General features: G+C 70.7%; 25 protein-coding genes and 1 tRNA gene. 10 read left to right on the top strand and 16 right to left on the bottom strand.

Annotated elements, in window-relative coordinates; all coding sequences use genetic code 11:
* The first annotated feature begins 131 nt into the window (after positions 1–131).
* From AB3M83_RS04860 to AB3M83_RS04825, 8 genes are all read left to right on the top strand, one after another.
* Entirely contained in the window at positions 132–1,607 is a 1,476-nt protein-coding gene (locus tag AB3M83_RS04860; RefSeq protein WP_412945580.1) for a sugar ABC transporter ATP-binding protein, read from the top strand.
* Positions 1,604–2,674, top strand: coding sequence for an ABC transporter permease (locus AB3M83_RS04855; RefSeq protein WP_412945578.1), 1,071 nt, complete (start codon positions 1,604–1,606; stop codon positions 2,672–2,674). The genes AB3M83_RS04860 and AB3M83_RS04855 overlap by 4 nt, the downstream gene beginning before the upstream one ends.
* 101 nt (positions 2,675–2,775) lie before the next feature.
* Positions 2,776–3,954, top strand: coding sequence for an ROK family transcriptional regulator (locus tag AB3M83_RS04850; RefSeq protein WP_412945576.1), 1,179 nt, complete (start codon positions 2,776–2,778; stop codon positions 3,952–3,954).
* Positions 3,955–4,030: 76 nt separating this feature from the next.
* A complete protein-coding gene (locus AB3M83_RS04845) occupies positions 4,031–4,708 on the top strand; it encodes a YqaJ viral recombinase family protein (RefSeq protein WP_412945574.1) in 678 nt (225 codons plus the stop codon).
* 212 nt (positions 4,709–4,920) lie between these two features.
* Complete coding sequence (locus AB3M83_RS04840; RefSeq protein WP_412945573.1) at positions 4,921–6,633, top strand: DHA2 family efflux MFS transporter permease subunit; 1,713 nt, start codon at positions 4,921–4,923, stop codon at positions 6,631–6,633.
* Complete coding sequence (locus AB3M83_RS04835; RefSeq protein WP_412945572.1) at positions 6,630–7,139, top strand: MarR family winged helix-turn-helix transcriptional regulator; 510 nt, start codon at positions 6,630–6,632, stop codon at positions 7,137–7,139. Before AB3M83_RS04840 ends, AB3M83_RS04835 begins: the two co-directional genes overlap by 4 nt.
* Before the next feature lie 110 nt (positions 7,140–7,249).
* On the top strand, positions 7,250–8,281 hold the full coding sequence (locus AB3M83_RS04830) for an NADP-dependent oxidoreductase (RefSeq protein ID WP_412945571.1): 1,032 nt from the start codon (positions 7,250–7,252) through the stop codon (positions 8,279–8,281).
* Positions 8,282–8,288: 7 nt separating this feature from the next.
* Positions 8,289–8,567 (top strand): acylphosphatase, encoded by a 279-nt coding sequence (locus tag AB3M83_RS04825; RefSeq protein WP_412945569.1) that lies wholly within the window; start codon positions 8,289–8,291, stop codon positions 8,565–8,567.
* Positions 8,568–8,582: 15 nt separating this feature from the next.
* Here AB3M83_RS04825 and AB3M83_RS04820 read toward each other — a convergent pair whose 3' ends face one another.
* The 7 genes from AB3M83_RS04820 to AB3M83_RS04790 form a co-directional block, all read right to left on the bottom strand.
* Entirely contained in the window at positions 8,583–9,356 is a 774-nt protein-coding gene (locus tag AB3M83_RS04820; RefSeq protein WP_412945568.1) for an amino acid ABC transporter ATP-binding protein, read from the bottom strand.
* Entirely contained in the window at positions 9,343–10,011 is a 669-nt protein-coding gene (locus AB3M83_RS04815; protein WP_412945566.1) for an amino acid ABC transporter permease, read from the bottom strand. The genes AB3M83_RS04820 and AB3M83_RS04815 overlap by 14 nt, the downstream gene beginning before the upstream one ends.
* A gap of 75 nt (positions 10,012–10,086) precedes the next feature.
* The gene (locus tag AB3M83_RS04810; RefSeq protein WP_412945565.1) at positions 10,087–10,887 is read right to left on the bottom strand and encodes an amino acid ABC transporter substrate-binding protein; all 801 of its coding nucleotides are present in this window, start codon (positions 10,885–10,887) and stop codon (positions 10,087–10,089) included.
* A gap of 127 nt (positions 10,888–11,014) precedes the next feature.
* Positions 11,015–12,055: an NAD(P)H-dependent flavin oxidoreductase gene (locus tag AB3M83_RS04805; protein WP_412945563.1), complete on the bottom strand. Its 1,041-nt coding sequence runs from the start codon at positions 12,053–12,055 to the stop codon at positions 11,015–11,017.
* A 99-nt stretch (positions 12,056–12,154) separates the two neighbouring features.
* Entirely contained in the window at positions 12,155–12,844 is a 690-nt protein-coding gene (gene rplA, locus AB3M83_RS04800; protein WP_412945561.1) for a 50S ribosomal protein L1, read from the bottom strand.
* Positions 12,845–12,857: 13 nt separating this feature from the next.
* On the bottom strand, positions 12,858–13,289 hold the full coding sequence (rplK, locus tag AB3M83_RS04795) for a 50S ribosomal protein L11 (protein WP_412945559.1): 432 nt from the start codon (positions 13,287–13,289) through the stop codon (positions 12,858–12,860).
* Between the two features lie 119 nt (positions 13,290–13,408).
* On the bottom strand, positions 13,409–13,879 hold the full coding sequence (locus AB3M83_RS04790) for a MarR family winged helix-turn-helix transcriptional regulator (RefSeq protein ID WP_412945557.1): 471 nt from the start codon (positions 13,877–13,879) through the stop codon (positions 13,409–13,411).
* A gap of 58 nt (positions 13,880–13,937) precedes the next feature.
* Here AB3M83_RS04790 and AB3M83_RS04785 point away from each other — a divergent pair, with 58 nt between their 5' ends.
* On the top strand, positions 13,938–15,179 hold the full coding sequence (locus AB3M83_RS04785) for an MFS transporter (RefSeq protein ID WP_412945556.1): 1,242 nt from the start codon (positions 13,938–13,940) through the stop codon (positions 15,177–15,179).
* A gap of 79 nt (positions 15,180–15,258) precedes the next feature.
* Here the strand turns inward: AB3M83_RS04785 and nusG are convergent, their stop codons facing one another.
* The 9 genes from nusG to gabT all read right to left on the bottom strand — a co-directional run bounded on the left by nusG (position 15,259) and on the right by gabT (position 24,923).
* The gene (nusG, locus tag AB3M83_RS04780) at positions 15,259–16,266 is read right to left on the bottom strand and encodes a transcription termination/antitermination protein NusG (RefSeq protein WP_412945554.1); all 1,008 of its coding nucleotides are present in this window, start codon (positions 16,264–16,266) and stop codon (positions 15,259–15,261) included.
* Positions 16,267–16,333: 67 nt separating this feature from the next.
* On the bottom strand, positions 16,334–16,597 hold the full coding sequence (gene secE, locus AB3M83_RS04775; protein ID WP_412945552.1) for a preprotein translocase subunit SecE: 264 nt from the start codon (positions 16,595–16,597) through the stop codon (positions 16,334–16,336).
* A 44-nt stretch (positions 16,598–16,641) separates the two neighbouring features.
* Positions 16,642–16,714: transfer RNA gene (locus AB3M83_RS04770), tRNA-Trp, on the bottom strand.
* Between the two features lie 153 nt (positions 16,715–16,867).
* On the bottom strand, positions 16,868–18,232 hold the full coding sequence (locus AB3M83_RS04765) for an NAD-dependent succinate-semialdehyde dehydrogenase (protein WP_412945551.1): 1,365 nt from the start codon (positions 18,230–18,232) through the stop codon (positions 16,868–16,870).
* A gap of 20 nt (positions 18,233–18,252) precedes the next feature.
* Positions 18,253–19,713, bottom strand: a complete 1,461-nt coding sequence (locus AB3M83_RS04760; RefSeq protein ID WP_412945550.1) for an NAD-dependent succinate-semialdehyde dehydrogenase — start codon at positions 19,711–19,713, stop codon at positions 18,253–18,255.
* Positions 19,710–21,275, bottom strand: a complete 1,566-nt coding sequence (locus AB3M83_RS04755; protein ID WP_412945549.1) for an APC family permease — start codon at positions 21,273–21,275, stop codon at positions 19,710–19,712. The genes AB3M83_RS04760 and AB3M83_RS04755 overlap by 4 nt, the downstream gene beginning before the upstream one ends.
* A complete protein-coding gene (locus tag AB3M83_RS04750; protein WP_412945547.1) occupies positions 21,272–22,177 on the bottom strand; it encodes a universal stress protein in 906 nt (301 codons plus the stop codon). The genes AB3M83_RS04755 and AB3M83_RS04750 overlap by 4 nt, the downstream gene beginning before the upstream one ends.
* Positions 22,174–23,532: a flavin monoamine oxidase family protein gene (locus AB3M83_RS04745; protein ID WP_412945545.1), complete on the bottom strand. Its 1,359-nt coding sequence runs from the start codon at positions 23,530–23,532 to the stop codon at positions 22,174–22,176. Before AB3M83_RS04745 ends, AB3M83_RS04750 begins: the two co-directional genes overlap by 4 nt.
* Before the next feature lie 35 nt (positions 23,533–23,567).
* Entirely contained in the window at positions 23,568–24,923 is a 1,356-nt protein-coding gene (gabT, locus tag AB3M83_RS04740; RefSeq protein WP_412945543.1) for a 4-aminobutyrate--2-oxoglutarate transaminase, read from the bottom strand.
* Positions 24,924–25,021: 98 nt separating this feature from the next.
* Here gabT and AB3M83_RS04735 point away from each other — a divergent pair, with 98 nt between their 5' ends.
* Positions 25,022–26,557 (top strand): PucR family transcriptional regulator, encoded by a 1,536-nt coding sequence (locus tag AB3M83_RS04735; RefSeq protein WP_412945541.1) that lies wholly within the window; start codon positions 25,022–25,024, stop codon positions 26,555–26,557.
* Positions 26,558–26,638 lie beyond the last annotated feature (81 nt).

The following is a 26,638-nucleotide window of genomic DNA, read 5'->3' as shown; positions in this document are numbered from 1 at the left end:
CGCGGTCGTACCCCGCGAAGGGCACGCCGGTCCCCTCGTCGGATGAAGGGTCGCGGTGGTACCCGAGGGCATGTTATGTTCGCCGCGTGATCAAAGTTGACCATGAATCGTCATTACTCGACGTCCGAGGTGTGACGAAGTCCTTCGCCGGGGTGCGAGCGCTCAAAGGCGTCGACCTGCACGTGCGAGCCGGCGAGGTGCACTGCGTCCTCGGCCAGAACGGCGCCGGCAAGTCGACCCTCATCAAGACCCTCGCGGGCGTCCACCGGCCCGACGACGGCGAGATCTCGTGGAACGGCGACGCCGTGGAGATCGTCGATCCCGATGCCGCTCTCGCCCTGGGGATCGCGACGATGTACCAGGAGCTCGACGTCGTCGACGGCCTCACGATCGCCGAGAACATCTTCCTGGGTCATGAGATCGCGCGCGGCGGGTTCACGAAGCGGTCGGAGGCGGCGACCCGCACGCGCGAGCTGCTGCGGCGTCTCGGCCACGGCGATCTGTCGCCCCACACCGAGGTCGGCCACCTCAGCGCCGCCAACAAGCAGATCGTGAGCATGGCGCGGGCGCTCTCCCACGACATCAAGCTGATCATCATGGACGAGCCCTCGGCCGTCCTCGACACCGAAGAGGTCAAGAACCTGTTCGGCGTCGTCCGCGAGCTCACCGCAGCGGGGATCGCGGTCGTCTACATCACGCACCGCCTGGAGGAGATCCGGCAGATCGGCGACCGGATCACGGTCTTGAAGGACGGCCGCACCACCGCGACCGGGCTCCCCGTCTCCGACACCCCGACCGCCGAGCTGATCAAGCTCATGACCGGTCGCGAGGTGGCGAACGTCTTCCCCGCGGCGCCGCCCCTGCCCGCCGACAGCCCGACGGTGCTGGAGGTGGAGGATCTCGCGCTCGCCGGTGTCTTCTCCGGCGTCTCCTTCTCCGTCCGCGCCGGTGAGGTCGTGGGCCTCGCCGGTCTCGTCGGGTCGGGCCGCTCCGAGATCCTGGAGACGGTCTACGGCGCGCGCAAGGCCACGAGCGGCACCGTCCGCGTCTCGGGCGCCCCGCTCCGGCGGGGCTCGGTCGTCGCCGCCGTCCGTGCCGGCGTGGGCCTCTCGCCGGAGGAGCGGAAGAGCCAGGGACTCGTCCTCGACGAGCCCATCTACGTCAACGTCAGCCTGTCGTCGATGACCCGCTTCGCGAAGGGCGGGTTCCTCGACGCGCGCGCCGAGCGCAAGACCGCGCGGGAGCAGATCGAGGCCCTGGAGCTCCGGCCGGCCGACCCGGACCGGCCTGCGCGCACACTCTCCGGCGGCAACCAGCAGAAGATCCTGCTCGCGCGGTGGCTCGTGCACGGCACCCGCGTGCTGCTCCTGGACGAGCCCACCCGCGGCGTCGACGTCGGCGCGCGAGCCGAGATCTACGCCCTCATCCGCCGCCTCGCCGCCGCCGGCAACGCCGTCGTCATCGTCTCGAGCGAGATCGAGGAGGTCATCGGGCTGTCCGACACCGTGCTGGTGATCGCCGACGGCCGGGTCCTCACCACCCTCCCCGCCACACAGATCGACGAGCACGGCGTGCTCGACCTCGTCATGAAAGGAAGCGCCGCGTGAGCGAGCAGACCACGTCGGGGGCCTCGGCTCCGCTGACGCCGACCGACCCCGCACCGTCCACCACCACGAGCGTCACCACCGAGCGGCAACCCGCCTGGCGCCGGGTCCTGTCCGGATCGGTCGGGCGCAACCTCGGCCTCGTCCTGGCGCTGCTGGTCCTCGTGATCGTCGGCGCCGTCACCGCGCCCGACACGTTCCTCGGCGTCTCCAACATCATGGTCATCCTCCGTCAGGCGTCGATCATCGGCGTGATCAGCATCGGGATGACCCTCGTCATCATCGCCGGCGGCATCGACCTGTCGGTCGGGTCGGTGATGGGCCTCGCGTCGGTGGTCGCGGCCCTCGCCGTCGTCCAGGACCTCGCCGACCAGACGCACTGGATCGTGATGGTGATCATCGCGCTCGCGGTCGGCGTGTTCGCCGGCTTCCTCAACGGCATCGTCATCGCCTACGGCAACGTGGTCGCCTTCATGGCCACCCTGGCGATGCTCGTGGGAGCCCGCGGACTGGCGGAGATCCTCGCCGAGCGCCGCACGCTGCAGGTCGGCGGGCAGCGGGAGTTCATCACCTTCATGAATCTCGACATCCTCGGCATCGACATGCTGATCTGGATCTTCGTGCTCGTCGCCGTGCTCGGCTGGGTCCTGCTGAACCGCACGACGTTCGGCCGCCGCACGGTCGCCATCGGCGGCAACCGGGAAGCCGCCCGCCTCGCCGGCATCAACGTCAAGCGGCACGTCATGTGGCTGTACGCGATCTCGGGCCTCACGGCCGGCATCGCCGGCGTCATGATCCTCGGGCGGACGACCGCGGGCAGCTCGGTGAACGGCCAGCTCTACGAGCTCGACGCGATCGCCGCGGTGGTCGTCGGCGGCACCCTGCTGATCGGCGGCCGGGGCACGATCACGGGGACGGTCTTCGGCGTGCTGATCTTCGCGACCCTGACGAACGTGTTCGTGCAGAACAATCTCACCTCCTCGGTGCAGGCCGTGGCGAAGGGCGTCATCATCGTCATCGCCGTCCTGCTGCAGCAGCGCTTCGCACGCGGACCGGGTCGCACCACCTGATCGACGCTCGCGGCGGGGGCGACCCCGCGCGCACGGCATGACGCGGCGGGGGAGAATCGACTCTCGGGTCCTCCCCCTCCCCTCCCCGGAAGAAGTGAACGATGACCGACTCCCCCGCACTCGCCCCCGGCGCCGGCGAGCTGTTCCAGCTGCTCCGTGACGGCGTGCCGCGAACGCGCGCCGAACTGGCGAAGGCGACGGGGCTCGCCCGGTCCACGATCGCCGCGCGCGTGGACGAGCTGATGCGGATCGGACTGGTCACCCCCGTCGCCGACGGCGTCTCCACCGGCGGACGGCCGCCCTCCCAGTTCGCGCTGAACCCGACCGCGAAGGTCGTGCTCGGTGCCGACCTGGGCGCGTCGCACGCCACCGTCGCGATCACCGATCTCGCCGGAACCGTGCTCGCGGAGCGAACGGATGCCATCGACATCGCGAGCGGACCGGAGGCCGTGCTGACCTGGCTCGTCGACGGGGCGCGCGCCCTGCTGGACGAGGTCGGGCGCGACGTCCGGAGCCTCGCCTCCATCGGCATCGGGGTCCCCGGTCCCGTCGAGCACTCGACCGGCAGACCCGCGAATCCGCCGATCATGCCCGGCTGGGACGGGTTCGACATCCCGGGCTGGATCCAGCAGCACCTGCCTGTCCCCGTCCTCGTCGACAACGACGTGAACATCATGGCGCTCGGGGAGCGCGCCGTCGTCTGGCCGGCGGTCGACAACCTGATGTTCGTGAAGATCGCGACCGGGATCGGAGCGGGTCTCATCTCCGACGGGCACCTGCAGCGCGGTGCGCAGGGTGTCGCGGGCGACATCGGACACGTCCACGTCACCCGCGGCGGCGACGTGCCCTGCACCTGCGGCAATCGCGGCTGCCTCGAAGCCCTCGCCTCCGGTCCGGCGATCGCGCGCGCCCTACGGGCCGCGGGAGTGGAGGCGGAGACCGGCAGCGATGTCGTCGACCTCGTCAAGCGCGGCAACGTCGACGCCATCCAGGCCGTGCGTCAGGCCGGGCGAGACATCGGCGAGGTGCTCACGACGTGCGTGAGCCTCATGAACCCGTCGGTCATCGCGATCGGCGGGTCGATGGCACGCGTCGGCGAGCACCTGATCGCGGGCGTCCGCGAGGTCGTCTACACACGGTCGACCCCGCTCGCCACCGAGCACCTGTCGATCGTCCAGTCCAGCACCGCCGAGAAGGCCGGCGTCCTGGGCGCGAGCATGCTCGCGGTCGAGTACGCGCTCTCGGGGGATGCGCTGACCGTCGGTCTCGCAGCCGTCTGAGTCGCCGCCGGCGAGAGCGTCCTCACGGCGGCGGGTCGTGGCCGGGTGTGACGGGAGCCGAGCGTAGGCTTTCGGGGTGTCCCCTGAACTCGCCGCCCGGATCGTCGCGGACTCCCGCGACCGGGTCGCGTGGCTGCGGGCCCGCTCGCGCGGGATCACCGCCACGGACGTCGCGGGACTGACGAGCGAGAAGTCGATCGCCCGAGCCGCCGACGCCAAGCTGAACGGATCGGGCTTCAGCGGCAACGCGTACACCGACCACGGCCGTCGGCGCGAGCCCGAGATCGCGGCATGGGTCGCCGCGACCCACGGCATCCAGCCGTCGTCCGCCCTGTTCCATGCCGAGGTCGAGCGGCGCCACCTCGCGACACCCGACGGCATCATGGTCGACCTGGGCGGCCGCGTCGTCCTCGCCGAGATCAAGACGACCAACAAGTCGTGGCGCTCCATCCCGCGCACCTACCTGCGGCAGGTCTGGTGGCAGCAACACGTGCTCGGCGCGGAGCGCACGCTGGTCGTCTGGGAGGAGCACCAGGACTTCGTGCCCCTGCGGGACGAACCGCGCTGCGCCTGGATCGACCGCGACGAGACCGAGATCCGCTCGCTGGTGCGCCTCGCCACGGGTCTCATCGACGAGCTCTACTCGCGGACCACGGGCAATCCGCCGCCGGTGCGGACGCCCGCCGCCCCCGTCAGCCGCCGCGAGCAGCTGCGCGAACGCGACATCTTCCGCGCTCTCGCCCTCGCCGACTGACTCCGCGCTCCCGTCGTCCGACGGATGCCCGCGCCTCCCCCGGCGCGTCGGCGGCGCTTTCCGCGCGCCGTCCGCCGCCTGACGGCGGCCCCGTGCCCGGATGACACCGGACAGATGGTTGAGCAAAATCAACCATCTGGTATAGTTGACTTTTCTCAACTTCTCCGCGCCGACGACGCCGCGCTCCGCCCGCCGACCAGTGAAAGCCGCGTATGAGCTCCGCTTCCCCCACGACCACCAGCACCGTCACGACACGGATGACGCACCGGCAGGTGCTCGAAGCGCTGTCCGGTCTTCTGCTCGCCATGTTCTGCTCGATGGTCTCCACGACCGTCGTCGGGACCTCGCTGCCGATCATCGTCCCCGAGCTCGGCGGATCCCAGGCCTCGTACACCTGGGTCGTGACGATCACCCTCCTGACGACCGCGATCTCGACCCCGGTCTGGGGCAAGCTCGCCGACCTCGTCAACCGCAAGAACCTGATGCTCATAGCCCTCGCGATCTTCGTCCTCGCCAGTGCCGGCGCCGGACTCTCGCAGAGCGCCGAGATGCTGATCACGTTCCGGGCCTTCCAGGGCCTCGGCGGCGGCGGTCTCGCCGCCCTCAGCCAGGTGCTGATGGCCGACATCCTCTCGCCGCGCGAGCGCGGCAAGTACATGGGCCTGTTCGCCGCCGTCATGGGCATCGCGACCGTCGGCGGTCCGCTCCTCGGCGGCCTGCTGACCGACTCGGTCGGGTGGCGCTGGAACTTCTACGTCGGCGTCCCGCTCGGCATCATCGCCTTCGTCGTGCTGGTCCGCACGCTCCGGATCGACCAGATCCGCGTCGCCAAGGTCCGCATCGACTACATCGGCATCGTCCTGCTCGCGGTCGCCGCTGGCACCCTGCTCGTGTGGATCACCAACGTTGGCGACTACGGCTGGGCGAGCATGGAGACGCTGGTCATGGTCGGCACCGCAGTGATCGCGACCATCGCGTTCATCGTGATCGAGCTCAAGGTCGCCGAACCGCTCATCCCGCTGACGCTGTTCCGCAGCCGCAGCTTCACCCTCGCCGTGCTCGCGTCGATCTCGATCGGCGTCGCGATGTTCGGCACCTCGGTCTACCTCGCTCAGTACATGCAGATCTCGCGCGGCTACGGCCCCACCGAGGCGGGCCTGCTCACCATCCCGATGGCGGCCGGCATGCTGATCTCCGCCACGGTGATCGGACAGCTCATCACGCGCACCGGCAAGTGGAAGCGCTACCTCGTCACCGGGTCGATCCTCATGATCGCCGGCACGTCGCTGCTGTCGACCCTCCAGTACGACACCTCGCTGTGGCTCGTCGGCATCTACATGTTCCTGCTCGGCGCGGGCACCGGCATGACGATGAACAACCTCGTCCTCGTCGTGCAGAACACCTCGAACCCGGAGCAGATCGGTGTCGCCAGCTCGGGCGTGAACTTCTTCCGCACCATCGGCGGCACCGCCGGCGTCGCCGTCATGGGCTCGGTGCTGGCCTCGAGCATGTCGCAGCAGCTCACCGACCGGGGACAGGAGCTGGGCGCGGCGATCGCCTCGCTCGGCGCGAAGGGCAAGACGATCGCCGAGCAGCTCGCAGCCGGCTCGCTGCCGACCACGCGCGACATGCCCGAGATCGTTCGTGTCATCATCGAAGACGTGTCCGCCCAGGCGATCTCGCACGCCTTCCTCATCGGCGTCCCCCTGGCGATCCTGAGCTTCGTCACGATCCTGTTCATCCCGAACATCCCGCTGGCCACGAAGAACAACATCGAGCGGCTGCGCGAGCAGAGCGCCGAGGGCCGTCTGGCCGTCGCCACCGCCGAGACCGGCTCGATCCCGGTCACCGTCATCGACGCGGCGGACGACCGACGCACGGATGCCGAGGCCGGCCGGACCGCCGGAGGCGAGCGCCGCCCGTGACCGCCCACGCCGACCTGCCCGCCCCGGAGCACCTCCTCGATGAGGAGAGGCTCCGGGCGGCAGCCGCGCTCGAAGCGGAGATCGGCGGCCTGATCGGCCGCTTCCGGCGCGTCGTGGCCGACAACGCCCAGCGCCTGAGCCCCGGTCTGCTGCCCGGCTCCTACAAGCTGTTCACGATGATCGTGAAGACGGGCCCGGTCTCCTCGAGCACGCTCGCCGAGCTGCTGCAGGCCGACAAGGGGCAGATCAGCCGCACCGTCCGCGAGCTGGAGGCGCTCGGCCTCGTCGAGCGGGCGCCCGACCCCCACGACGGCCGGTCGGCCCTGCTCACGGCGACGGCGGACGGCGCATCCCGCCTCGCCGCGGCCCGCCGGCCCAACGAGAGCCTCCTCGTGCAGGCCCTGAGCGACTGGTCGGTGACGGACATCGATCACCTCAGCAGGCTGCTGCGGGCACTGAGCGAGGCACGTCGCCCCGATGCCGCGGAGGACGGACGCGCGTCTTAGTGCAGAGGTGACACCGGCGTAACACGCGGGAGACATTGGCCGTATTGACTGAGGTCAGCCTCAGCCACCACGGGGTCTGCCGATGACGACACGCAGAGAAGGAGCGAACGATGCGATTCCATCCTCTGCGCACCGCCACCGCCGCCACGACCGACATCGTCGAGGTGCCGTCCCCGCCCGAGACGATGCGCGCCATGGTCTACGACCGCCCCGGCGAGCCTGGACTGCTCCGCGAGGCCCGCGTCCCGGTCCCCGATCCCGCGCTGAGCGAACTGCTGGTGCGGGTCGTGGCGGCGGGCACCAACCCGATCGATGCCAAGACGCGCGGCGGGCGCGGGGTGACCCCGCTCATCGACGGGTACCCGACGACCCTCGGGTTCGACTTCAGCGGCGTCGTCGTGAAGAGCCCGTTCGAAGCGCACCCGCTGCAGCCGGGCACGCCGGTCTTCGGAATGGTCTCCTTCCCCCGCACGAGCGGCTCGTACGCCGAGTACGTCGTGGTGCCGAGTCTGTCGGTGGCGCGGAAACCCGCCACGCTCTCCCACGTCGAGGCGGCCGGTGTCCCGCTGGCGGCCCTCACCGCCTGGGGGCTCGTGGTCGAGACGGCGCACGCCCACGAGGGTCAGCGGATCCTGATCCACGCCGGTTCCGGCGGCGTCGGCCACTTCGCCGTGCAGCTCGCCGCCTACTTCGGCGCGCACGTGACCGCGACCGGATCGCAGGCGAACCTGCCGTGGCTGCGCGAACTGGGGGCCGCCGTCGTCGTCGACTACGCCACGACGCGGTTCGAGGACATGGTCGGCCAGATGGACGTCGTCATCGACCTCGTCGGCAACGTCCACGACGACACCGGCACCCGTTCGCTGACCGTCCTGCGCCCGGGCGGTCTGTACGTCATGGTGCCCACCGGCGGGTTCCCGGGATACGCGGATGCCGCGGCCGCGGCCGGCGTGCGGGCGACGACGTACAAGGTCATCCCCGACGGCGCCGTTCTGGCGACCCTCGCCCGGCTCCTCGAATCCGGCGCGATCCAGGTGTACGTTGACCGCGTGTTCGATCTCTCCGACGCGGCCGAGGCGCACCGCGAGCTCGAGCGGGGCCACACCCGCGGCAAGCTCGTGCTGAGCGTCACGGGCAGCTGAGGCCCGCATGACCCGCCGTGTCCACGTGATCGTCCGCGGCACGGTGCAGGGCGTCGGCTACCGCTACACGATGCGGATGATCGCTCGGGAGGCCGGGGTCGCCGGATGGGTGCGCAACCGGCGGGACGGCACCGTCGAGGCGGAGGTCGAGGGGACGCCGCCGCGCGTCGACGAGGTGCTCGCCTGGATGGCCGAGGGGCCGCCCGGGGGCCGCGTCGACGCCGCCGACGTCACCGACGTGCGCGCGACCGGGCGGAGCGGCTTCGACGTGCTGCCGGACGCGTGAGCCGCCCGGACGGTCTCAGTCCTGCATCGGCCGCAGGATCCGGTCCAGGAACCGCTTCGTCCGTTCGTGCTGCGGGGCCGTGAACAGGGACGACGGATGCCCGCGCTCGACGACCACTCCCCCGTCGAAGAACACGACCTCATCCGCCACCTGACGGGCGAAGCCCAGCTCGTGGGTCACGATGACCATGGTCCAGCCCTCGTCGGCGAGCTCACTCAGGACGAGGAGCACCTCGCCCACCAGTTCGGGATCGAGGGCGCTCGTCGGCTCGTCGAACAGCAGCAGGTCGGGGCTGAGCGCCAGCGCCCGGACGATCCCGACGCGCTGCTGCTGCCCGCCGGAGAGCTCGTGGGGGTACGAGTCCCGCTTGTCCGCCAGCCCGACACGGTCGAGCAGACGCTCGGCATCCGCGATCGCCTTCGCCCGCGGCACCTTCCGCGCGTGCACAGGACCTTCGATGACGTTCTCCAGCACGGTGAGGTGCGGGAACAGGTTGTGGTGCTGGAACACCATGGCGGAGCGGTCCCGCAGCGCTCCGCGCTGGACCTTCGACTGCGGCTGCGCGAAGTCGTGGCGCTGTCCGTCCGCGAACTCGAGGACGCCGGCGTCGGGACTCTCCAGGGCGTTGAGACAGCGCAGCACGGTCGTCTTGCCCGAGCCGCTGGGTCCGATGAGGCACGTCACCTGACCTCGGTCCACGGCGAAGTCGATGCCGTTCAGCACGACGTTGGCGCCGAACGCCTTCTTCAACCCGGTCACGCGCAGGAGCGGCTCGTCAGTGCGCGACATAGCGGTCCAGCCTCTTCTCGATGATGTTCTGCCCCAGCGAGAGCACGAGGCAGAAGACCCAGTAGATGACGGCGGCCTCGGTGTAGATGATCAGGAACTCGTAGCTGAAGGCGGCGATGTTCTGGGCGACGCGGAACATCTCGGTGACGGTGATCACCGCGGCCAGCGAGGTGTCCTTGACGAGCGAGATGAACGTGTTCGACAGCGGGGGGACCGAGACGCGCGCGGCCTGCGGGATGATGATCCGCCGCAGCGTGCTCGCGCGCGAGAGCCCGACGGTGAAGCCCGCCTCCCACTGCCCCTTCGGAACCGACAGGATCGCCGCCCGGATCACCTCGGCGGCGTAGCCCCCGACGTTGAGGGAGAACGCGATGATGGCGGCCGGGAGCGGGTCGATGCGGATGCCGATCTGCGGCAGTCCGTAGAAGACGAGGAACAGCTGCACGAGCAGCGGCGTGCCGCGGATGACGGAGATGTAGAACCGGGCGATGCCCGACAGCACGACGTTCCCCGAGATCCGCATGAGGGCCGCGGCGATCGCGAGGACGAGCCCGATGGCGAACGACGCGACGGCGAGCGGGATCGTGACGATGAGGCCCGCCCGCAGCAGCGGCCAGAAGGAATCGAGGATGAGCTGCCAGGTGTCAGCGTCCATCGACATCCTTCCCGGAGAGGGGGTCGGGCCCGACGCGCGCGCCGCGCGCGGCGCCGAGCCCGACGAGAGCTGCCGTCACTCGCTGACGTCGGCCCCGAAGTACTTCTCGCCGATCTCGGCGAGGGTTCCATCTTCGCGCAATTCGGCGAGGGCATCGTCGATCGCCGTCACGAGCTCCTCCTTGTCCTTCGTGGTGGCGAAGGCGCTGAGCGAGGGCTCATCCGTCTCGACGGCGACCTTCAGACCCGTGGGGCCCTCGTTCTTCTCGTAGTCGAGGAAGGTGAGCGAGTCGTTGACGGTCGCGTCGACGCGGTCCTGCCGGAGCAGCTCCACCGCCTGCGCCCACCCCTCGACGGCTTCCACGTTGGCGCCGTTCTGCTCCGCGAGCTCGTACCAGTTGCTCGTGAGCGACTGCGCGGTCGTCTTGCCCTGCAGGTCCGAGAAGCTGGCGATCGAGTCGTCGCCCTCTTCCACGACGATGACGCCGGGCGAGACGGTGTACGGCTCGCTGAAGAGGTACTTCTCCTCGCGGTCGGGGTTGATCGAGACCTGGTTGGCGATCACGTCGAACCGGCCCGCGTCGAGACCGGCGAAGATGCCGTCCCACTGCGTCTCCTGGAACGAGATCTCGAGGCCGAGCTTCTCCGCCACGGCCTCGGCGATCTCGACGTCGTAGCCGACGAGCTCGCCGGACGCGTCATGGAAGCTGAAGGGGCGGTAGGTGCCCTCCGTGGCGACGGTGAGCGTGCCGCCGTCGACCAGGCCGAAGTCCGCCCCGTCGGACGTGCTCGGATCGGCTGCGTTCGAGGCGCACCCGGTAAGGGCGAGGGCGGCGGTCAGGACGAGGGCGCCGAGGACGGCAGGACGACGGGACATGGAACTCCTTGAGGGGGCGTGGACTGCGGCCGAGCAGCTCCGGTGCGCCGCGCGGCCCCCGGGTACAACGCTCAGCGCTGCGGGATCTTCCCGGATGCGACGTCCTGTTTCCCGTGAATTCCCGGGGTCAGCGCCCCAGGCCCGCCGCGAGCTCGGCGAGCACGTCGGTCGCGTCGTCCCGCCGTGCGAGCCCCGCCGCCTGCCCCGCCCACAGCGAGGACAGCTCGGGGTCGCCCGCCGCCGCGGAGCGGAAGACGCCGGTGAGCCAGTTCTGCGCCGGGAAGGGCGCGATCGCGCCGATCGCGTCGATCTCACGCACCGCGCGATTCGGGATGCCGCGCGCCAGCCGTCCGCTCATGGCGCGGGTCAGCACGGTGCCGGTGTCGCCCGCCGCCGCGAGCGCCGCACGATGCCCGGGCGAGGCCGCCGACTGACGGGTGCGCAGGAACGCCGTCCCGACCTGGACACCGGACGCGCCGAGCGCGAGCGCGGCCGCCGCACCGCGACGGTCGGCGATGCCGCCCGCGGCGATGACGGGGACGCCCACCGCGTCGACCACCTGCGGCACGAGGGCGACGGTCCCCACGAGGGAATCCGCCGGCTCGCCGAGGAACGTCACCTTGTGGCCGGCGGCTTCCGCGCCGCTCGCGACGATCACGTCCACGCCTCCCGCGTCAAGGGCGCGCGCCTCGGCCACCGATGTCGCCGTCCCGATGATCCGGATGCCCCGGCGGTGCGCCTCGTCGACCAGATCGGGTCCCGGGACCCCGAACACGACGCTGAGCACGGCGGGCGCGGCATCCCACACGGCGTCGAGCTGCTCGTCGAGCGACGGCAGGAACCGTTCGGGCGGAGAGGACAGGTCGGTGCCCGCCGCGGCGAACAGGGGCGCGAGCGCCTCCAGATAGGGCGCCAGGTCGACCTCGGCCGGTTCCACCTCGGTGCCGGCGGGAAGCCAGAGGTTGAGATTGACCGGACGGTCCGTCCGCGCCCGCAGAGCGGCGGCGGTCTCGCGGATCCGCGCTCCGGAGTACCCGTAGAGGCCGAAGGACCCGAGCCCGCCGCCGTTGCAGACGGCGGCGGTGAGATCGACGGACGACAGCCCGCCGAACGGCCCGAGCACCACCGGGACATCGACGCCGAACAGCTTCTGGATCTCGTCCGCCATGCTCCGACGCTACCGCCGGGCGGGTGCGGGCGCGACGCCCGGGCACGGAGAAGGGCCCCACCCGGAGGTGGAGCCCTTGACCGTCGTCAGGAACGCGCCTCAGGCGAGGGCGTTGACGTCCAGCGGGATGCCGGGACCGAAGGTCGTCGAGATGGCGCCCTTCTGGATGTAGCGGCCCTTCGCGCTCGAGGGCTTCAGACGCACGATCTCCTCGAGAGCGGCGGTGAAGTTCTCGTCCAGCTGCTCGGCCGTGAACGAGGCCTTGCCGACGACGAAGTGCACGTTGGCGTGCTTGTCGACGCGGAACTCGATCTTGCCGCCCTTGATCTCCTCGACGGCCTTGGCCGGGTTGGGGGTCACGGTGCCGGTCTTGGGGTTCGGCATGAGGCCGCGGGGTCCGAGGACCTTGCCGAGGCGTCCGACCTGGCCCATGAGCTCGGGCGTGGAGACGGCCGAGTCGAACGCGGTGTAGCCACCGGCGACCTTCTCGATGAGCTCGGCGCCGCCGACCTCGTCCGCGCCGGCCGCGAGAGCGGCTTCGGCGGCGGGGCCGGTCGCGAACACGATGACGCGCGCGGTCTTGCCGGTGCCGTGGGGCAGGATGACCGTGCCACGGACCATCTGGTCCGCCTTGCGCGGGTCGACGGCGAGCTTCAGCGCGACCTCGACGGTCGAGTCGAACTTCTTCGAGCCGGTCTCCTTGGCGAGGCCGACGGCCTCGGTGGAGCTGTAGAACTTGTCGCGGTCGATCTTGGCCGCGGCTGCTTCGTAAACCTTGGACTTAGCCATGTTGTTCTTCTCCTCAGCCCTCGACCGTGATGCCCATGGAGCGGGCGGTGCCGGCGATGATCAGCGAGGCGGCCTCGATGTCGACCGCGTTCAGGTCGGGCATCTTGGTCTCGGCGATCTGACGGACCTGCTCCTTGGTGAGCTTGGCGACCTTCGTGGTGTGCGGGGTCGCGGAACCCTTCTGGACGCCGGCAGCCTTCTTGATGAGCTCGGCGGCGGGCGGGGTCTTCAGGATGAACGTGAAGCTGCGGTCTTCGTAGACCGTGATCTCCACGGGGATGACGTTGCCGCGCTGCGACTCGGTCGCGGCGTTGTACGCCTTGCAGAACTCCATGATGTTGACGCCATGCTGACCGAGCGCGGGCCCGATCGGCGGCGCCGGGTTGGCGGCACCGGCATTGATCTGAAGCTTGATCAGGCCGGTCACCTTCTTCTTCGGTGCCATTCCTCTTCCTTTCACGAGCGAGACGGATGCCTCGTTCTCCCGCAGGCCCGGCGGTTCCGGGTCGCGGTGGTGTCCGTGCGCACGCTTACGGCACACAAACCAGACAAGTCTACCGCACGTCAGTCGGCCGCGGCTTCGCGATCCGGCCGGGGCCAGGGCCGCTCGCGGACGCTCTCCGCCCCCTCATTGAACCGGCGCATCAGGCGGACGAACTCGGCGAGCTCATCGGCGTCCCACTCGCGTGTCACCCGTTCGACGGAGGTGCGCCGCCCCTCGAGCTCCGCGCGGAGCCGGCGCCGCCCTTCGGCGCTCGCCTGGTGGGTGCGCGCGCCGGCACCCCGAGGGCCTTCGGTCCGCTCGATGAGACCGTCCTTCATGGCCGCCGCAACCTGTCGATGGACGGTGGAGACATCGAGCCCGAACGCATCCGCGAGCTCGCCGATCGTCATGGGCCCCTGCGCCTCGAGGCGCGACAGCAGGACGGCGGCGGAGCGGTCCAGCTCCGCCTGGCGGGCATACGGGGCGACCCCGTGAAGCGCCACCCGCGACAGCAGCATGTGCTCGTACACGAGCTCGTCGTGCAGGTTCATGTGGCCTCCTCGAGGCAGCGGAGCATCCGTGCCGTGTTTGTATTGTACAATTTGCATGATGCAAACTTCGACGCCGCCGACCCGAGTCCTGTCGCCCTCCTTCGTCCTGGCGTGGCTGGTCAACTTCTTCCAGTACCTCGGCTTCTACCTGCTGATCACGACGCTCGCGCTCTACGCGGTGACGCGGTTCGCCGCATCAGATGCCGCGAGCGGATTCGCCGCGAGCGCCTTCGTCGTCGGCGCGACGCTCGCACGGCTGGTGTCGGGGTATCTCGTGGACGCCTGGGGGCGGCGCCGCATCATGCTGGCGGCGCTCGCGGTCACCGTCGCCGCCTGCCTGCTCTATGTCCCGGCCGTCTCGCTGCCGCTGCTGATCGCCGTGCGCATCGTTCACGGCATCGCCTATGCCTTCGCGAGCACCGCGACGATGACGATCGCCCAATCCGTCATCCCGCCGTCCCGTCGAGCCGAGGGCACGGGCTACTTCGCCCTGGGGTCGACGCTGGCGACCGCGTTCGGTCCGGCTCTCGGCCTCCTGCTGGTGGGGTCGGTCAGCTACGACCTCCTGTTCTGGGCGTCCACCGGGACCGCCGCCGTCAGCCTCGCGCTCGGCCTGTTCCTGCGACCCGCCGCGGCGACGACGGAGGCCGTCCCGGCGGACGCGGAGCCCGACGTGGCGGTCACCGCCCCGGCGCGTGCGCGGTTCTCGCTACGCGAGATCGCCTCCCCCGCTGTGCTGCCGATCGGCGTCTTCATGCTGCTGATCGGCCTCTGCTACGCGGGTGTCATCACGTACCTGAACGCCTACGCCGTGGAACGGGACGTGACCGCCGGCGCCGGGCTGTTCTTCGTGGCCTACGCGCTCGCGATGCTGGTCATGCGCTTCGTCCTGGGCAGGACGCAGGACCAGCGCGGCGACAACGTGGTCATCTACCTGGGGCTCGCCTGCTTCGCCGCGGCCCTCGTCCTGCTCGCCGTGGCGACGGCGGACGGGGAGATCGTGCTGGCGGGCCTGCTGACCGGCCTCGGGTACGGCACGCTCATGCCGGCGTCGCAGGCCATCGCCGTGAGTGCCGTGCCTCCCGCGAAGCTCGGCACCGGCATCTCCACCCTCCTGCTGCTGACGGACGTCGGTGTCGGGCTCGGACCCGTCCTCCTCGGCGTGCTGGTGTCACTCACCGGGTTCGGTCCGATGTACGGGATGCTGGCCGGCGTCGTCCTGCTCGCGGCCGCCGTCTACCACGGCCTCCACGGGCGCCACCAGGCCGGCCGCGTCGGACGGGATGCGCACGCCGTCTGACCCGGCGGCGGCCCCCCCGCCGCCATGCAGAACGCCCCTCGGCCGAGCCGAGGGGCGTTCGTCGCGCGGGTGGGGCCGCTTACTGCTTGGTGACCTGGTCGAAGCTGAGCTCGACGGGCGTCTCGCGCTCGAACAGGGAGACGAGCACGGTGAGCTTGCCGCTCTCGGGCTTGATCTCGGAGATCGAGCCGGGCAGACCCGCGAACGAGCCTTCCTTGATCGTGATGGTCTCGCCGATCTCGAAGTCCACCTCGGTGATGACCGAGCGGGGCTGCGTCGCGGAGCCCTTGGCGGCGCCGCCCTTGGCGGGCGCCGTCTCCTTGACCTCCACGAGCGACTTCAGCATGTTGAACGCCTCTTCGAAGCGCAGCGGCGTCGGGTTGTGGGCATTGCCCACGAAGCCGGTGACGCCGGGGGTGTGGCGGACGACGGACCAGGTGTCCTCGTTGAGCTCCATGCGAACGAGCACGTACCCGGGGATCCGGACGCGCGTGACCATCTTGCGCTGGCCGTTCTTGATCTCGACGACGTCCTCCATCGGGACCTCGACCTGGTAGATGTCCTCTTCGACCTCGAGCGTCGACTTGCGCTGCTCGATGTTGGCCTTCACCTTGCGCTCGAAGCCGGCGTAGGAGTGGATGACGTACCACTTGCCCTCGAGCGAGCGCAGCTCGGCACGGAAGGCCTCGTACGGGTCGTCCGAGGCGGCGTCGGCGTCCTCGTCGGCGAGTTCGGGACCGTCGTACGGCGCCACCTCGTCGGCGGCCTCGGCGGCGCGCTCGGCCTCTTCATCGGCCAGCGACTCCGTGAGCGCCTCGGCGGCGGCCTCGGCCTCGTCGGCCTGGTCGATCTCGAGCGCGTCGTTCACGACGGCATCCGCTTCGGGGTCCTCGATCACGACGTCATCCTCACCGGTCGGCTCGTCGGGCTCGGAGTCGTCGCCCTCGATGTGCAGAGCGGCGTGCTCGGCGGATTCGGCGGACCGCTCCTGGCCGGCCAGGACGTTGCCCTCCTGGGCTTCGTCGTCCTCGCTGGACTGCTCCGCTGCGGTCGACCAGTCGGCGTCGTCGACATATCTTTCAGACACTTGCTTCACTTCCCTCGGGGGTTCGGATGCCGTCTCGTCATCCGTGCGTCACGGGCCTGGGCCCGATCTACGCCGGTACGCCGAAGACGACCTCGACGACCCAGGTGAACAGGAGGTCGAGTCCGTAGACGAACGCCATGACGACGACGACGAAGGCCAGGACGACGCCGGTGAACTTCAGCAGCTCCTGGCGGGTCGGGGTGACGACCTTGCGGAGCTCTGCGATCACCTGGCGGATGAAGAGGGCGATCCGCTGAAAGAAGTTGAGCTTCTTCTCACGGGCGGTGCCGCCTGCTGCGACAACCTCGCCGTTCGGCTCATCCTGGACCATTCAACCCACCTGTTGCTCGGTTCGAGTCAGCTGACGCTGACACGCAGGGCGGACAGGAATCGAACCTGCAACCTGCGGTTTTGGAGACCGCTGCTCTGCCAATTGAGCTACCGCCCTAAGGTCTTGCGACCCGGGTGTCCACCTCTTCCGCACGCCGGCGACACGGACGGATCCGTCTCAGGCACGGCGAAAGAATGCAGACTACTGCGTCGTCCAGTGTACGTCATGGGCACACCCGGCGCGAATTGCGCCGGGTGTGCTCCCCGGCGATCAGCCGATCCGGACGAGCTTCTTGTTGACGAATTCGTCCGCCGCCAGCAGGCCGAGCTCGCGCCCCGTGCCGCTGCGCTTGATGCCCCCGAAGGGCAGGCCGGGCTCGTCCGCCAGCACGAGGTTGACGTACACCATCCCCGCCTCGATCTGATCGGCGACCCGCGTCGCCTGCTCGTCGTCGGTCGTGAAGATGTAGGAGCCGAGCCCGAACGGCGTGTCGTTGGCGATCCGGACGGCATCCGCCTCGTCGGCCGCGCGGTAGACGACCCCGGCCGGGCCGAACAGCTCCTCGCGGTACACGTCCATCTCGGGGGTGACGCCGGTGAGCACGGTCGGTGCGAAGAACGCTCCGTCGCGGGTACCGCCGGTCACCACGGTGGCCCCCTGCTCGACGGCGGACGCGACCTGCTCCTCGAGCCGCTCGGCCGCGGCGACGGACGAGAGCGGCCCGAGGACCGTGTCCGAGCTCCACGGGTCGCCGACGGACGCCGCCGCCATCTTCGCGGCGAACTTCTCGACGAACTCGTCGTAGAGCCCGTCCACCACGATGAACCGCTTCGCGCCGTTGCACGACTGACCGGTGTTGTCGAGTCGCGCATCGACCGCTGCCTGGGCGACGGCGTCGAGGTCGTCGGCGGACAGCACGAGGAACGGGTCGGACCCGCCGAGCTCGAGGGCGACCTTCTTGAGGTTGCGTCCCGCCACCTCGGCGACGGCCGCGCCCGCCCGCTCCGATCCCGTCACCGACGTGCCGTGGACCCGCGGGTCGGCGATGATCTCCGCCGCCTGCTCGTTGGTCGCGTACAGGTTCGTGTAGGCGCCGTCGGGGAAGCCCGCGTCGCGGTACATCGCCTCGATGGCGGCGGAGGACTCCGGGCACTGCGGGGCGTGCTTCAGCAGGATCGTGTTGCCGATCGCCAGGTTCGGGGCGGCGAACCGCGCCACCTGGTAGTAGGGGAAGTTCCACGGCATGATGCCCAGGAGAGGGCCGAGGGGCTCCTTGCGGATGACCGCCGTGCCGTCGCCGTCGATGTCCACCGGCGCATCCGCGGTGATCTTCTCGATGTTGTCGGCGTAGTACTCGGTGATGTCGGCGGCGAAGTCGACCTCTCCCAGCGCGCCGTCGATCTGCTTGCCCATCTCGCGGACGATCAGCTTCGCGAGCTCGTCCCGCCGCTCCCGGTGCAGCTCGGCGACGCGACGCAGCAGGGCGGCGCGCTCGGCCGGTGCGGAGCTCCTGCCCCAGCTCCGGGCCGCGGCGTCCGCCGCCGCGACCGCCTGCTCGATCTCGGCCGCCGTGGCGGTGGGGTAGGTCGCGTGCGTCTCGCCCGTCGCGGGATCGATGACGGTGTAGTCACTCATGGTGCTCCGATCTCCCCCGCTCAGGCGGGGATCAGGGTGTACTTCACGTTGAGGTACTCGTGGATGCCCTCGAGGCCGCCCTCGCGGCCCACGCCGGACTGCTTGACGCCGCCGAAGGGCGCTGCGGCATTGGAGATGACGCCGACGTTGAGTCCCATCATCCCCGTCTCGAGCCTGTCGATCATCCGGTGGCCGCGGGCGAGGTCGGACGTGAAGACGTAGGAGACGAGTCCGTACTCGGTGTCGTTCGCGAGCCGCACCGCCTCGTCCTCGTCCGCGAACGTGGTGATCGCCAGGACGGGACCGAAGATCTCCTCGCGGAGGATCGCACTGCCGGCGACCACGTCCTTCACGACCGTCGGCTCGTAGAACGTGCCGGCGCCCTCGAGCGCATGGCCCCCGACGAGCACGCGCGCGCCGCGCTCGACGGCGTCGCCGACGAGCTCCTGCGCCTTGGCGACCGCCCGGTCGTCGATGAGGGGCCCGATCTGGACGCCGTCCTCGGTGCCCCGGCCCACCTTCATCGCGGCGACCCGCTCCGAGACGCGACGGGCGAACTCCTCGGCGACCGACTCGTGCACGATGAAGCGGTTCGCCGCCGTGCAGGCCTGCCCGATGTTGCGGAACTTCGCGACCATCGCGCCCTCGACCGCCCGGTCGAGATCGGCATCCTCGAACACGACGAACGGCGCGTTGCCCCCGAGCTCCATCGAGACGCGCAGCACACCCTCGGCGGCCTGGGCGATCAGCTTCTGCCCGACCGGGGTCGAGCCGGTGAACGACAGCTTCCGCAGGCGCGGGTCGGCGATGATCGGCGCCGACACGTCGCTCGAGGACGAGGTGGTGATGACGTTCACGACCCCGGCGGGAACGCCGGCCTCGACGAGCAGCTGGACGAAGAACAGCGTGGTCAGCGGCGTGAGCTCGGCCGGCTTGATGACGACGGTGCACCCGGCGGCGAGCGCGGGGGCGATCTTGCGCGTCGCCATCGCGAACGGGAAGTTCCACGGGGTGATGAAGAACGACGGCCCGACGGGGTGCTGCGAGACGATCGTGCGTCCGGTCCCCTCGGGGTTCAGTCCGTACCGACCCGAGATGCGGACGGCCTCCTCGCTGAACCACCGCAGGAACTCGCCGCCGTAGACGACCTCGCCGCGCGCCTCGGCGAGCGGCTTGCCCATCTCGATGGTCATCAGCAGCGCGAGATCCTCCTTGTGCTCCTGCACGAGGTCGAACGCCCGGCGGAGGATGTCGCTGCGCTCTCGGGGAGCGGTCGCGCCCCACGCCTCCTGGGCGGCGACGGCGGCGTCGAGGGCACGGATGCCGTCGGCCGGCGACGCGTCCGCGATCTCGCGGATGACCTCGCCGGTGGCGGGGTCGCGGACCACGAGGGTGCGGGAGCCGTCGGCATCCGTCCACTGCCCGTCGATGAACAGCTGGGACGGGACGCGGGCGAGCAGGTCGCTCTCAGATGTGGTCATCGGGCGTTCTCGCTTTCCGCACGCGCGCGGCGTGCACTCCGGGGGGCGTCGGTGCCGAGGGTCTGCCCGCGGAAGAACGCGGGCCGCTTCACGGCCTGCCACACCATGATGACGATGCCGACCACGATGATCAGCATGCCGAGGATGAACACGATGCCGATGCCGCCGATCTGCGAGCCGGAGCCGTAGGCGGGGTCCATCGAGTCGATCAGGGTCGTGAAGAAGAGGACGGCGAGGATGACGCCGCCCACGAGCGGGAAGAGGAAGGTGAAGAAGACGTTCCGCACCGAGTCGAACCACTGCTTCCGGAAGTACCAGACGCACGCGAACGCGGTGATGCCGTAGTAGAAGCAGATCATCATGCCGAGCGTGAGGATGGTGTCCCACAGCGTGTCCTCGCTCACCACGCGCATGACGGCGTAGAAGGCCGACGCCACGATCGCGGAGACCACGGTGGCGTACCCGGGCGTGAAGAAGCGCGGGCTGACCTTCGCGAAGGCGGGCGGAAGGGCGCCGTAGTGCCCCATGGCGAGCAGCGTCCGCGCCGGGCCGACGAAGGTCGACTGCAGCGACGACGCCGAGCTGGTGAGGACGGCGAGGGAGACGAGGAACGCGAGCGGGCCGAGGACCGGGTCGGAGAGGAAGAAGAAGACGTTCGCCTGGATGTCCTCGTTGCCGAGGCCGAGCTCCCCGTCGCCGACGCCCGCGAACATGATCATCGCGACCGCCAGCAGGAGGTACAGCGACACGATCGTGACGACGGTGACGGTGGCGGCGCGGCCGGGGGTCCTCTCGGGGTCCTTCGTCTCCTCGTTCATCGTGAGGGTCACGTCCCAGCCCCAGAAGATGAAGATGGACAGTGACAGACCGGCGGCGAACGCGCTGAACGAGCCCACCGCGAACGGGTTGAACCACTCGAAGGAGAACGGCGTCACATCGAAGCCGTTGCCTCCGGCGGCCTGGACGATGGCGACGGCGGCGAAGAGCACGAGAACGGCGATCTGGAAGGTCACGAGGACGTACTGCAGCTTCTGGGTCGTCTGCATGTCGCGATAGGAGATGTACGTCGCCCCCAGCATGAACAGCAGGCAGACGCCGATGTTGATCGGCAGCACGAACGCGAGATCGGCGACCCCGGGGTTGCCGGTGATCTGCGAGATGAGCAGGAAGAGGAACTCGACGGCGACGCCGGCGAGGTTCGACAGCACCAGGATGGTGGCGACGACGAGTCCCCACCCGGCCATCCAGCCCACCCAGGGACCGAACGCGCGCGCCGCCCAGGTGAAGGACGTGCCGGCGTCGGGCATCCGGTTGTTCAGCTCCCGGTAGCCGAACGCGACCAGCAGCATCGGGATGAAGCCGACCAGGATGATGGCCGGGATCTGTGCGCCGACGACGGATGCCGTGGGCCCGATCGCCGCCGTGAACGTGTACGCCGGCGCGATGCAGGAGATGCCGATGACGACGGCGCCGATGAGCCCGACCGTGCCGGCGCTCAGGCCCTTGCTGGACAGTCCGCCGTCGGCGCTGACGGGGGCCTTGTCAGGGGCGGTGCGACTCATCGCCCTCCTCCTTCGGATGTGCGGGCGGTGTCCGAGGCGCGGGTGCGCGGGACGACGATCATGGGGACCGGGATCTCGCCGAGGAGCTTCGCCGCGGTCGATCCGAGGAAGAGCCGACGCGGCTGGGCGAGTCGGCTCGACCCGACGAGGATGAGCTCGCCGGGAAGCCAGTCGAGGGACGAGACGGCGTCCTCGATGCTGTCGCCCTTCGCGGTCACGACATCGGCGACCACGTCGTCGGGAAGACCCGCGAGCACGGACGCGAGGATCTCCTCCGCGTGCGCGGCGCCGGCGAGGCGGATGACGCCGGTGTCGACCGAGGCGGGCAGATCGACCGTGACGAGCGATACCAGCCGCAGCGACGCGCCCGTCGCGGCCGCGAGGGCGACCGCCTCTTCGAGGAGGACGTCGGCGCCGGCGCGAGTGCCGATCGCCACAGTCAGGCGCGGGATGCCGGCATTCGTCACGCGCTTGCGCGCTCCGCGGGGCACGAGGACCACCGGAACGTCGGACGAGTGCAGCAGCTGGCTCGTCGTGGACCCTAGTCGATGGCGTCCGCGCGCGCTGCCGTTCGCGGCGCCGACGACGAGGGCGGAGGCCCCGAACTCGTCGGCCGCGTCGACGAGACCTTCAGCGAACGACTCCGCGTACCGGGCGTGCTCGCGATGAGCGACGCCCTCCGGGATGCCGGCGGCCGCCTCGGCGAGCCACTGCTCGGCCTGTCCGAGCAGGTAGCGGTCGTAGGAGGCGTCCGGAGGCGTGATGACGCTCCGGCCCTCGCCGGGGAGGACGAGCACGACGTCGAGCTCGGAGCCCGAGGCGGCCGCCATCCCGCCGGCGACCGCGATGGCGTCGCGTCCGGCCTTCGTGGCCGTGTAGCCGACGACGATCCGGCCGGTCATGCGCGCGTCTCCCCGATGATGGTCCGCGCGGCGAGCCGGCCCATCCGGATCGCCCCGTCGACGTGCTGGTAGCCCGCGCCGGCGAGGTCGCTGCACGCGAACGAGAGCGGCCCGACCGGGGTGCGCAGGTCGGCGCCGTAGCGCGAGAGCCCGCCCATGTCGAAGCTCGCCGCGTAGGCTCCGCGCGTCCACTCCTCGCTGCCCCAGTCGCTCTCGTAGTAGACGACGGGGCGTCCGGCCTCGGGGCCGTAGTAGTGCGAGAGCGATTCGAGGATGCGCTCCCTGCGCTCCTCGGCGGTCAGCCGGAACAGGTCGTCCGCGTTCTGATCCGAGACGAAGCCGACGAGCGTGCCGCGCTCGTCGCCGTGGTTGCTGTTGTCGTACGCCTCGTGGACCAGCTCGTACGGGCTGAACGCGGTGCCCGACAGCCCCTGCTCGCGCCAGAACGGACGGTCGTACACGGCGTGCACCTTGATGACGAAGCCCATCGACAGGTGCTGGTGCATCTGGTGCTGCAGCCGCGGCAGCGGCGGGACGAACGAGATGCGGTTGTACAGCACGGGCGCCAGCGCCAGGATCGCCCGGCGGGCGCGGACCGTCATCCCGTCGGCGACCGCCGTGACACCGGCATCCGACCATTCGAGCGTCCGCACCGGCTGACCCAGGAACACGTCGTCGCCCAGCCGCTCGGCCAGCAGCAGCGGAACCTGCTGCAGCCCGCCCACGACGCGCTTGTCGAGGATGAAGTCGGCATCGACGAGATTCGAGTAGCTGCCGGCGCTGGCCGCCATGAGCAGTGACTGCAGCAGCGAGAACGCGTGGGTCGGCTTGGTGAGCATCGCCGAGCCGGTCGCGAACGCGAGGTTGCGCACCGCCTCGTCGTCGTCGGTCTGCGTCCGCAGCCAGGCGTCCCAGGTGATCGCGTCCCACTCGGCGGCCCTCGGGTGCTCGTGCGGCCGGTCGGGGTCGATCTCGGCCACCATGGCGTCCAGACGCGCCGTGATCTCGGCGATCGTCGCCTCGGTCTCCGCGCTCACGGGGAACATCTCCCCCGTGAAGCGCGCGGTCTCACCATTCGGGCCGACGTACACGCTGTCGCCCTCGCGGTAGCGGCTGAACGTCTCGAGCCCGAGGTCGTCGATCGTCTCGATGAGCGCGTCCTGGTCGGGAGACACCCACTGGCCGCCGATCTCGAGCATCGCGCCGTCGATGACGTCGGTCCACAGCCGACCGCCGACCCGGTCGCGCGCCTCGAGGACCGCGACGGACAGGCCGGACCTCCGCAGCTCGTTCGCGGCCGTCAGCCCGGCTGCGCCAGCGCCGACGATGACGACGTCTCGGGTGATCTCGGTCATGGATGTCTCCTCGGGTAACGCGGTCGGGAAGCGGGTCAGTGCGATGCGAGAACGGATGCCACGACGTCGAGGCCCTCGTTCAGCAGGGCGTCGTCGATCGACAGCGGCGGCAGGAACCGGATCACGTTGCCGTACGTGCCGCAGGTGAGCACGATGACGCCCTCGGCGATGCAGGCCTTCGCGACGGCGGCGGTGAGCGCACCGTCGGGAGCGCCGGTGGCGGGGTCGACGAACTCGGCGGCGATCATCGCGCCGTGACCGCGGATGTCGCCGATCCGGGGATCCGCCGACGCCATCGCGCGGAGGCGCTCGCGGAGGATGCCCTCGATCTGCTGCGCGCGCTCGATGAGTCCGTCGTTCTCGAAGGCGTCCATCGCGGCGAGCGCCGCGGCGCAGGCGACGGGGTTGCCGCCGTAGGTGCCGCCGAGGCCGCCGGTGTGGGCGGAGTCCATGATGTCGGCGCGGCCGGTGACGGCGGCCAGCGGCATCCCGCCGGCGATCCCCTTCGCGGTCGTGACGAGGTCGGGGACGATGCCGAACAGCTCGCTGGCGAACATCGCGCCGGTCCGGGCGAAGCCGGACTGCACCTCGTCGGCGATGAAGACGACGCCGTTCTCGCGGCACCATGCCGTCACCGCGGGCAGGAAGCCCTCGGCGGGGACGATGAAGCCGCCCTCGCCCTGGATCGGCTCGATGATGACGGCGGCGAGGTTGTCGGCACCGATCTGCTTCTCGATCGACGAGATCGCCTTGGCCGCGGCATCCGGTCCGCTCAGGCCGTCGCGGAAGGGGTACGAGGCGGCGACGCGGTAGACCTCGGACGCGAACGGCCCGAAGCCGCTCTTGTAGGGCATCGACTTCGCGGTGAGCGCCATCGTGAGGTTCGTGCGGCCGTGGTACGCGTGGTCGAAGGCGACGACCGCCTGCTTGCCGGTGTGCTTGCGGGCGATCTTGATCGCGTTCTCGACGGCCTCGGCACCGGAGTTGAAGAGGGCGCTCTTCTTCTCGTGGTCGCCGGGGGTCAGCCGGTTCAGCGTCTCGGCGACGGCGATGTACGACTCGTACGGCGAGATCATGAAGCAGGTGTGGGTGAGCTGCGCCGCCTGCGCGGCGATCGCCTCGACCACGCCGGGGTGGGCGACGCCGACGGTCGTGACCGCGATGCCCGAGCCGAGGTCGATGAGCGAGTTGCCGTCGGCGTCGACGACGACGCCTCCGCCCGCGGCGACGGCGGCGATCGGCACGGTGTGCCCGACGCCGGCGGCGACGGCGGCGGCCTTGCGGTCGAGGATCTCCTGGGAGCGGGGACCCGGGATCGCCGTGGCCAGGATCCGCTGCTGGGGAAGGGTGGGGCCGCCGAGGGGCATGGTCGAGGTCGCAGTCGTGCTCATGCCGCGAGCGTAGGGCCGTTGGCGCGCCAGGGCCACTCGCCGAGGTGTATATCCTGACCTCGGTGGTGTACGCGATGTATACCCGGGGAGGCGGTGCCATGACGTATTCGGACGCCGAGCCCACCCTGCGCGCCCTCCTCGCGCGCCGCGAGCTCGACCTGCGACTCGCCTCCGATGAGGCGGACCTCGCCCCGGACGCGCTGGATCGCCCGACGCGCTGGGTCCACAGCTCCGACCTCGCGGACCCGACGCCGTTCCTCGCCGAGGATCTCGTGCTCCTGACCACGGGCACCCAGTTCGGTCTGCGCGCGCCGGCCGACGTCTTCGCGGAGTACGTGCGGCGCCTCGTCGACCGGGGCGTGACGGGTCTCGGCTTCGGAACCGAGGTGGCGCGCGCCGGGATCCCCGTCCACCTGGCGACCGCCTGCCGCGCCGCGCGGCTGCCCCTGTTCGAGGTGCCCTACAGCACGCCGTTCATCGCCGTGGCGCGCGCGAACGCCGCGACGATCGCGGCGCAGGCGTACGCGCGGCGGAGCTGGGCGCTGTCGGCGCAGCGCGCGATCTCGCTCGCGGCGCTCCGCCCCGACGGTCTGCGCGCGACGATCGGCGAGCTCGCCCGCCAGCTCGACACGTGGGTGGGGATGTACGACGCCGCCGGCGAGCTCGTCCAGGAGCATCCCGCGGGGGCGCTCGACGCGGCGACCGCCGGGGTGCTCCGCGAGGAGGTCGGCGCCGTCCTCCGGCGCGGCGCACGCGCCGGATCGTCGCTGCGGTCCCGGTCGCACGCGTTCACGCTGCAGACGCTCGGCCGCGGTGGCCAGCTGCGCGGTGTCGTGGCGATCGCCGCGGGCGACCTCGACCGCGAGGGGCGCGACGTCGTGACCTCGGTGATCGCGATGTCCGGGCTCGCCCTCGAGCAGCACCAGCGCCTCAGCCGCGCCCGGGGCGCACTGCGCGCCGGCATGGTCCAGTCCCTCCGCAGCGGCAATCCGGCGCTCGCGCGGCGCATCTCGCGCGACGTCTGGGGGCCCCTGCCGGCGGCGCCCGTCGTCGTCGCGCTGACGGATGCCGCGGCATCCCGCTCCGAACCCCTGCTCGAGCTCCTGGAGCTGCGCGCCGACGAGCGGCACGGGTCGCTGTTCTACGGGCGCGCCGACGACGGGCTCGTCATCGTCGTCCCGGCGTCCCACGCCGACGACCTCGCCGAGATCCCGGAGCGCTTCGACGTCGACCTGGGGGTCTCCTCCCCCGCCGACTACGACGGGTTCGACGCGGCCGTGGACCAGGCGCGCGTGGCCCGGGACCGCGGCGGCCGCGGGATGTCGGGGTTCGCGGACGTGGGCGACACCGGCATCCTGTCGGCCCTCGACACGCACGAGGGCCGTGCGCTGGCCCGGACGCTCCTCGATCCGCTCACCGCGGCGGATGCGGGGCAGGGGACCCGCCTCACCGAGACGGTGCGGGCGTGGCTCGAGGCCGACGGCTCGCACGAGGCGACGGCGGCCGCCCTCGGCGTTCACCGCCACACCGTCCGCGCCCGGCTCGCGGCCGCGGAGCGGCTGCTCGGCCGCGACCTCACGTCGTTCGCCGTGCGGGCCGAGCTGTGGGCGGCGCTGCACGTCGCCCCCGGATGACGGGGCGGCGCTGCACGTCGCCCCCGGATGACGGGCGGCGCTGCACGTCGCCCCCGGATGACGGGGCGGCGCTGCACGGCG

Origin of the sequence: Microbacterium pasadenense (assembly GCF_047246565.1) — a bacterium.
Taxonomy (GTDB): domain Bacteria; phylum Actinomycetota; class Actinomycetes; order Actinomycetales; family Microbacteriaceae; genus Microbacterium.
This window is presented reverse-complemented; position numbering and strand designations above follow the sequence as displayed.